The sequence below is a fragment of the Pseudomonas sp. KCJK9058 genome (assembly GCF_046230975.1).
In the GTDB taxonomy this organism is placed as follows: Bacteria; Pseudomonadota; Gammaproteobacteria; order Pseudomonadales; family Pseudomonadaceae; genus Aquipseudomonas; species Aquipseudomonas alloputida.
Genome location: NZ_JBJJLR010000006.1, coordinates 146,739 through 154,100, shown reverse-complemented (window position 1 = coordinate 154,100; position 7,362 = coordinate 146,739). Strand labels below are relative to the sequence as shown.

Annotated in this window: 8 protein-coding genes; 4 read left to right on the top strand and 4 right to left on the bottom strand. The window is 61.8% G+C overall.

The genetic code is table 11. From position 1 onward, the window contains the following. Positions 1 to 31: 31 nt before the first annotated feature. Positions 32 to 859: a protein-glutamate O-methyltransferase CheR gene (gene cheR / locus ACK59Z_RS06365; protein ID WP_004575768.1), complete on the bottom strand. Its 828-nt coding sequence runs from the start codon at positions 857 to 859 to the stop codon at positions 32 to 34. A 51-nt stretch (positions 860 to 910) separates the two neighbouring features. Next, a complete protein-coding gene (locus ACK59Z_RS06360) occupies positions 911 to 1,840 on the bottom strand; it encodes a chemotaxis protein CheV (RefSeq protein WP_003254476.1) in 930 nt (309 codons plus the stop codon). 77 nt (positions 1,841 to 1,917) lie between these two features. Here ACK59Z_RS06360 and flgA point away from each other — a divergent pair, with 77 nt between their 5' ends. The 4 genes from flgA (at position 1,918) to ACK59Z_RS06340 (ending at position 4,489) form a co-directional block, all read left to right on the top strand. Continuing rightward, the gene (gene flgA / locus ACK59Z_RS06355) at positions 1,918 to 2,670 is read left to right on the top strand and encodes a flagellar basal body P-ring formation chaperone FlgA (RefSeq protein WP_003254477.1); all 753 of its coding nucleotides are present in this window, start codon (positions 1,918 to 1,920) and stop codon (positions 2,668 to 2,670) included. 164 nt (positions 2,671 to 2,834) lie between these two features. After that, positions 2,835 to 3,149: a flagellar biosynthesis anti-sigma factor FlgM gene (flgM, locus tag ACK59Z_RS06350; RefSeq protein WP_003254479.1), complete on the top strand. Its 315-nt coding sequence runs from the start codon at positions 2,835 to 2,837 to the stop codon at positions 3,147 to 3,149. 49 nt (positions 3,150 to 3,198) lie between these two features. Next, positions 3,199 to 3,666 carry a flagella synthesis protein FlgN gene (locus ACK59Z_RS06345; protein WP_003254480.1) on the top strand — a complete coding sequence of 156 codons (468 nt, stop codon included), beginning with the start codon at positions 3,199 to 3,201 and terminating at the stop codon, positions 3,664 to 3,666. A gap of 79 nt (positions 3,667 to 3,745) precedes the next feature. Continuing rightward, positions 3,746 to 4,489 carry a flagellar brake protein gene (locus ACK59Z_RS06340; RefSeq protein ID WP_003254481.1) on the top strand — a complete coding sequence of 248 codons (744 nt, stop codon included), beginning with the start codon at positions 3,746 to 3,748 and terminating at the stop codon, positions 4,487 to 4,489. A gap of 93 nt (positions 4,490 to 4,582) precedes the next feature. Here ACK59Z_RS06340 and ACK59Z_RS06335 read toward each other — a convergent pair whose 3' ends face one another. Together ACK59Z_RS06335 and ACK59Z_RS06330 are read right to left on the bottom strand one after the other, a co-directional pair. Further along, positions 4,583 to 5,923, bottom strand: coding sequence for an MFS transporter (locus tag ACK59Z_RS06335; protein ID WP_064614948.1), 1,341 nt, complete (start codon positions 5,921 to 5,923; stop codon positions 4,583 to 4,585). 132 nt (positions 5,924 to 6,055) lie between these two features. Then, the gene (locus tag ACK59Z_RS06330; protein WP_180988311.1) at positions 6,056 to 7,297 is read right to left on the bottom strand and encodes a glutamine synthetase family protein; all 1,242 of its coding nucleotides are present in this window, start codon (positions 7,295 to 7,297) and stop codon (positions 6,056 to 6,058) included. Positions 7,298 to 7,362: the final 65 nt, after the last annotated feature.

Sequence of the window (7,362 nt, the reverse complement as noted above, 5' to 3'; positions counted from 1 at the left end):
GACCGGCATCTCTCGATACCGGCCTTCGTGCTTACTTGGCCTGGTAGATGATCCCCGGGCTGCACTGCACCATCTGGTAATGGTCCGGCAAGCCGTTCAGCGCTTCCGAGGCGCCGAGGAACAGGTAGCCACCTGGCTTGAGGGTACTGTGAATGCGCAGCAGGATGTCCTTCTTCACCTGCGCCGAGAAATAGATCAGCACATTGCGGCAGAACACGATGTCGAACTTGCCCAGACTGGCATAGCTGTCGAGCAGGTTGAACGAGCGAAACTCGACACGGCTGCGAATCGCTGGCTTGACCGCCCAACGCCCCGGCCCCTTGGGGTCGAAGTAGCGCTGCAGGCGCTCCTGGGACAGGCCGCGGGCAATCGCCAGGCTATCGTATTCGCCGGTCTTGCAGTTGGTCAGCATGGTGCCGGAGAGGTCGGTGGCGACGATCTGCGCCCCCATCTTCAACTGACCGAGGTTGCTGCGCTCGAACTCGTCGATCGCCATCGAGATGGAATACGGCTCCTGCCCCGACGAACAGGCCGCCGACCACATGCGCAGGCGCTGGCCGGGGTTGTTGCGGATGAACTCGGGGATCACCTTGTTCTTCAACACCTCAAAGGGGTAGGTGTCGCGAAACCACAGGGTCTCGTTGGTGGTCATGGCATCGACCACCTGCTCGCGCAAACCACCGCGCGGCTGGGCCTGAATGCGCTGCACCAGCTCACCCAGGCTCTTGATGCCCTGTTGTTCCATCAGCTTGTTGAGACGGCTGGAAACCAGGTACTGCTTATTCTCGCCCAGCAGGATGCCACAGGCTTTCTCCAGGAAGACCCGGAACTGTTCGAAATCCAAATTACCCGTAGACACTACTGCCGCCTCTTTTCAATCACTGGTGCCGGGGGCATGCCCCCGGCTGCTTCAATGCGCTGCCTTGATCCGGTCGACCACCCGTTGGGCCAGGTCGTCCGGCTTGAACTTGGCCAGGAAGTCATCGGCGCCGACCTTCTTGACCATTGCCTGGTTGAACACCCCGGAAAGCGAAGTATGCAGGCAGATGTGCAATTTTTGCATGCGCGGATCGCTGCGAATCTCCGCGGTTAGCGTATATCCGTCCATTTCCGGCATTTCAATGTCCGAGATCATCATCAGGAACTCTTCTTCCGGCTTTTTGCCCTCATCCACCAGCTGACGCAGGTAGTTCAGCGCCTGACGGCCATCATTGAGCGCCACCACCTCGACCCCAACGGTCTGCAGGCAACGGCTGACCTGCTTGCGCGCCACTGACGAGTCGTCGACGGTCAGCACCCGCATCAACACCGCCTTGTCCTGCACTTCGGCATCGATCACACCGGCCGATACCGACTCGGACGACGGCGACACTTCGGCCAGCACCTTCTCCACGTCGATGATCTCGACCATGCGGTTGTCCACCCGGGTGACCGCGGTGAGGTAGTGATCACGGCCAGTACCCTTGGGTGGCGGATGGATCTCTTCCCAGTTCATGTTGACGATGCGCTCCACCGAATGCACCAGGAAGCCTTGGGTCTTGGTGTTGTACTCGGTGATGATCACGAAGCTGTTGCGTGTGTCTTCCTGCAGCGGTCGCAACCCGGTGGCCATCGACAAGTCGAGGATCGGGATGGTCGACCCACGAATATTGGCAACGCCACGCACCACAGGGTGCGCCTTGGGCAGCAGGGTCAGCGCAGGGCATTGCAGTACTTCCCTGACCTTGAACACATTGATGCCGTAAAGCTGTTCGCCATTGAGGCGGAACAGCAGCAATTCCAGGCGATTCTGCCCCACCAGCTGCGTGCGCTGGTTGACCGAATCCATAACACCCGCCATGCCAGACTCCTTAACGTTTCAGCCTTTCGTTGCAACTCAGGTAGCGAGTCGGCACGGGCTTTGCTTTTTTGAGTGTCATGCACACGAAAACGACATTTTCCCGACGATTGACACGCCTGCTGACTGGCCCGCTGGCCACGCTGTGCCTGCTGATGCCCGGCGTTCGCACGGTGGCGAACGCGTTCACCTTGCCTGAACAGCTTATCGGTGTCACCCAAGGGTTTCTTGAATTCACCGTTGAAGATTATCTGTCCACTACCCAGACCGCCGGCCGCTATGAAATCCAGGTCAACCCGCTGGACCCACGCCTGCGCATGCCGTTGTGCAGCCAGCAGCTGGACGCCTCACTGGAAAGCCCGGCCCAGCCGCTGGGCCGGGTCACGGTACGGGTACGTTGCAACGGCGCAGCACCGTGGACGGTATTTGTGCCGGCCACCGTGCGACTTTTCCGCGACGTGGTGGTGGTGACCCGCCCGCTCAAGCGCGACAACACGGTCGGCGAAGGTGACGTGGCCCTGCGCGAGCGCGATGTCGGCACCCTGGGCCAAGGCTTTCTGACCGAGCTGGACCAGGCGGTGGGCATGAAGATGCTGCGCCCCACGGTGATCGACCAGGTGCTCACCCCGCAACACCTGGAACAGGCCGAGGTAGTGCGCAAGGGTGACCAGGTGGTGATCATTGCCCGCAGTGGCAGCCTGAGTGTGCGCATGCCGGGCGAAGCCCTGAGCAAGGGCGGCCTGAGCGAGCAGATCCGGGTACGCAACCTCAATTCAAAACGCGTGGTCAAGGCCAGGGTGACCGGCCCGGGCCAAGTCGAGGTCAGTATGTAGGCCAGCCACCAGATTGCGCTGGCAGTGAGGAACCGCTTTTCCTAAACTGTGTCAGAACACGGGTTCGCGGGCTTGCCGACAGGCGGCAATGCATTTGTGCCTAAAGTTTATATCGGGTTGGCCGAAAACAAGGCAAGCGTCCAAATACCCAGAGGTTTCTGATCATGGTCATCGACTTCAGTCGTTTGAATAACTCTCCGTCCGTCACGGGCGGCGTGCGCGGCAACACCGCGTCCGGCAGCGCCGAAAAACCGGCAGCCAGCCAGGAAGCGGTGAAAGACACCAGCGCCAGCGGAGAGGCGGTACACCTCAGCCAGGAGGCACAGCAGTTGCAGAAAATCAGCGACAAGCTGCGCGACGAGCCCGTGGTCAACAGCGCCCGTGTGGCCCAGTTGAAGCAGGCAATCGCCGACGGCAGCTACCAGGTCGATGCCGGCCGGGTCGCCAGCAAACTGCTTGATTTCGAAGCCCAGCGCTGACCGTACGGCGCGCTGACTTCACGGACGCCAGAAAAGCCAAGAGTTAGCCATGCACGACACCACCTTGCTGCAACTGATCGAAGATGACATTGCCCCGATGCAGGAACTGCTCGACCTTCTGCACAAGGAAGCAATCGCCCTGCATGGCCGCGACATGCCGCTGCTGGAGCAAATCCTGGCGCGTAAGCAGTCGTTGATCATCTTGCTCGAGCAGCACGGCCAGCGCCGCAGCCAATTGCTCGGCAGCCTGGGCCTGAGTGCCGACCGCACCGGCGTGCAGGCTGTAGCCGCGCAGTCACCCCATGGTGATGTGATGCTGCAGCGGCTCGACATGTTGTCGCAACTGATGGACGAGTGCCAGCAGGTCAACCAGACCAATGGCCGGATCATCCAGGTGCAGCAACACGTCACCAACAACCAGATTCGCATCCTTCAGGGCGGCGACTCGCCTTCGCTCTACGACAGCCGTGGCAGCACCTCGCCGCTGGCCAAGCCGCGCGCGCTCAGCCAAGTGTGATTTTTCTATCAAGGCACAGAACATAGTGGCAAAATGCCGTTACTTGCGTGTGTCGCTTTTGCCTGGAGAACGATAAGCTGTGTTCAATGAATCCGATGCCCCGCAACCACCCAAGGTGTTGAGCACCCCCTTGGAGATTGCGGCCAACTTGCGGCAGCTGCAGGAAAGCCACGACCCCCTGATCATCACCTTCCATGACCGCAGCCAGCGCTTCCAGAGCTATGTGGTGCACGTGGACCGCGAAAGCAACACCCTGGCACTGGATGAGATGATCCCCCGTGACGGCGAGAAATTCATTGAGAACGGTGAGCACTTCCGTGTCGAAGGCTTCCACGATGGTGTACGCATCGCCTGGGAATGCGATCACACGCTGAAAATCAGCGAAGTCGACGGCCACCGTTGCTACAGCGGCGCCCTGCCGCAAGAGATGACCTATCACCAGCGCCGCAACGCCTTCCGCGCCGCGCTGAAGCTATCGCAGCTGGTCGACATCATCCTCGACGGTGCTCACCTCAAGGGCAACGGCGCCATGCGAGGCAAGCTGCTGGATATCTCGGCCACTGGCTGCAAACTGCGCTTTGAAGGCAATGTCGAAGACCGTTTGCAACTGGGCCAAGTGTATGAGCGTTTCAAGGCGGGCAACCCACTGGGCCTGGTGGACACCATGGTCGAGCTGCGTCATCTGCACTATGAAGAGCGCATCAACACCACCTTTGCCGGCGTACGCTTCCACAACCTGAGCGGCCAGGCTCAACGCAAGATCGAGAGTTTCGTGTACCAGCTGCAGCGTGAAGCTCGGCGGTTCGACAAGGACGATTATTGATCGTCGGTCGGTAAAACAGAAAACGCCACCTGCTGAGGTGGCGTTTTCATTTGTGTTTCTGCTGGGCTGGCCTCTTCGCGGGTAAACCCGCTCCTACACCGACTTGCTGACCTCTTCAGGTTCAGGCGCCTGTTGCTGCGCGCCCTTCTCTTCATCCTCGGTATCTTCAGCCGCCACCGGCGCCTGCATCACGTCCTGCACCGTCTGCTCATCCACCCGCGGGTCCAGCGCCGCCGACAACGGCGAACCGGCCGCCGGCATCGCCACGTGGCCCAGCGGTGCGTCCTGCACCTGATGCAGGCCGGTAACCGCTTTCGGCCGAATACGCCAGACCAGCACCAGAGCAAAGAATACGAAGAACGCATACAGCATCTGCGCGCCCAGCACTTTCATCAGAACCCCTGCCGCCAGGGGGCCGACGCATGCCCCCACACCGTAGGTCACCAACAGCATCGCCGTCAGCGATACCCGGCGCTCGCTTTCCACGTGGTCATTGGAAAAGGCAACCGCCAGCGGGTACAGGCAGAACTGCAGCAACGAGATCAGGAAGCCGATACCGAATAGCAACTCCAGCGGCACACTGGGCAGTATCGCCAATGGCGCAGCCGCCAGCGCCAGCCCCACTGCCACACTCCGAATCAGCACCGCCCGGTCATAACGGTCAGACAACCAGCCCAGCGGCCACTGCACCAGCAGGCCGGCAAAAATGCAGCTACCCATGAACAGACCGATCTGCTCGGTACTCATCCCCTGGCTTGACGCATATAAAGGCGCCAGACCGTAGAACGAGCCGACAATCAGCCCCGAGCCCAAAACCGTACTGAGCGACTGCGGCACGCGCTTGATGAAAAACTTCGGCTCCATCGGTGCCGGGCGCAAGGGCGCCGGGTGAATACGCCGGGTCATCGCCACGGGCACCAGGCACAGGGCAAAGCACATCGCCACCAGCATCAGCAGCTCAGGGCCGAGCTGCGGGTGCACCACCAGAATCAACTGGCCAAGCACCAGCCCCAGGTACGAGGCAATCATGTAGCCGCTGAACACCGCGCCCCGGTGTTTCACATCGGCCTGCTCATTGAGCCAGCTCTCGATGACCATGTATTGGCACATCATCCCCAGGCCGACGATCATGCGCAGCCCGACCCAGGCCGGCAGCCAGCTGGTCAGGCCATGACCGAGCACCGCAGCGCCGACGATACCGGCACAGGTGGCATAGGCGCGTATGTGCCCTACCCGTCCGATCAGCCGGTGGCCAACCTTGCCGCCAACCGCCAGACCAAAGTAGTTGGCCGCCATCAACGCACCCACCCACAGGCTGTCGACGTGGTCGGCAGCCAGGCGCAGGGCCAGGTAGGTGCTGAGCAGGCCCGAGCCGATCAACATCATCAGCGCGGCGAAATACAACGACTGAAACGGCTTCCATACATTTCGCATACGTCCCGTGGAGCTCCCTGGTCAGGTGGCAGTTTTGGGTGCTAGCAGCATAAAGGCAAAAACCGCCTGGCGCAGGCCCCCCGACAGCTATTTGGCATTGCGGGGGCGTGCCCGGTGCAGGTTGTGTCGCGCTCAGGCCTGTGCCGCCAGGACCCGGCGCTCCCACGGCGTGATCTCGTCGAAGAAATCGCTCAGCTCAAGCGTCTTGCTGGCAATGTAGCCTTCGATGAACTCGCTGCCGAACAGTTCCCGCGCCAGCGCGCTGCGCTTGAGCCTTTCAAGGGCCGCGTGCAGCGTGCACGGCAGGCTCAGGTGCTCGGGCACTTCGAATTCGCCCTGGATGGCCGGCGACGGTTGCAAGCGCTGCTCGATGCCATGCAGCCCGGCGGCCAGGCTGGCAGCAATGGCCAGGTACGGGTTGGCATCGGCGCCAGGCAGGCGGTTTTCCACCCGTCGCGCTACCGGTGCACTGGCCGGAATGCGCAAGCCAGCGGCGCGATTGTCCTCGGACCAGCACGCATTGTTCGGCGAGGCATAGGGGTGGCACAGGCGCTGGTAGGAATTGACGTTGGGCGCGAACAGGGCGGTGAAGTCGGCCATGCACGCCTGTAACCCACCGATGAAGTGGTGGAAGGTGTCTGTCGGCAGGCCCTGCTCGTCACTGAACACGTTACGCCCGCTGCCGGCCTCGACCAGGCTCTGGTGAATGTGCATGGAACTGCCGGGCGTACGCGCCAGCGGCTTGGCCATGCAGACCACCGTCAGCCCGTGCTTGAGCGCCACTTCCTTGAGCAGGTGCTTGAACAGGAAGGTCTGGTCGGCCAACAGCAGCGGGTCGCCGTGCAGCAGGTTGATCTCGAACTGGCTGACACCCATTTCGTGCATGAAGGTGTCACGTGGCAGGCCGAGCGCGGCCATGCAGTGGTACACCTCCTTGAAGAACGGGCGCAGGCCGTTGTTGGAACTGACACTGAACGCCGAATGGCCCAGCTCGCGGCGGCCATCGCTGCCTACAGGCGGCAGGAACGGTTGCTGCGGGTCTGTGTTGGGGGCAAAGACGAAGAACTCCAGCTCGGTTGCCACTACCGGCGCCAGGCCCAGTGCCGCATAGCGGGCTATCACGGCTTTTAGCTGGCCCCGGGTGGACAGTGCCGAGGGCCGGCCATCCAGCTCGTTGGCATCGCAGATGGCCAAGGCGCGGCCGTCCTTGCTCCAGGGCAGGCGGTGGACCTGACTGGGTTCGGCCACCAGTGCCAGGTCGCCGTCATCACTGCCGTAGAACTTCGCCGCTGGGTAGCCACCCATGATGCACTGCAGCAGCACACCCCGGGCCATCTGCAGGCGACGGCCTTCGAGGAAGCCTTCGGCGGTCATCACCTTGCCGCGCGGAACGCCGTTGAGGTCGGGGGTGACGCATTCGATTTCATCGATGCCCTGGA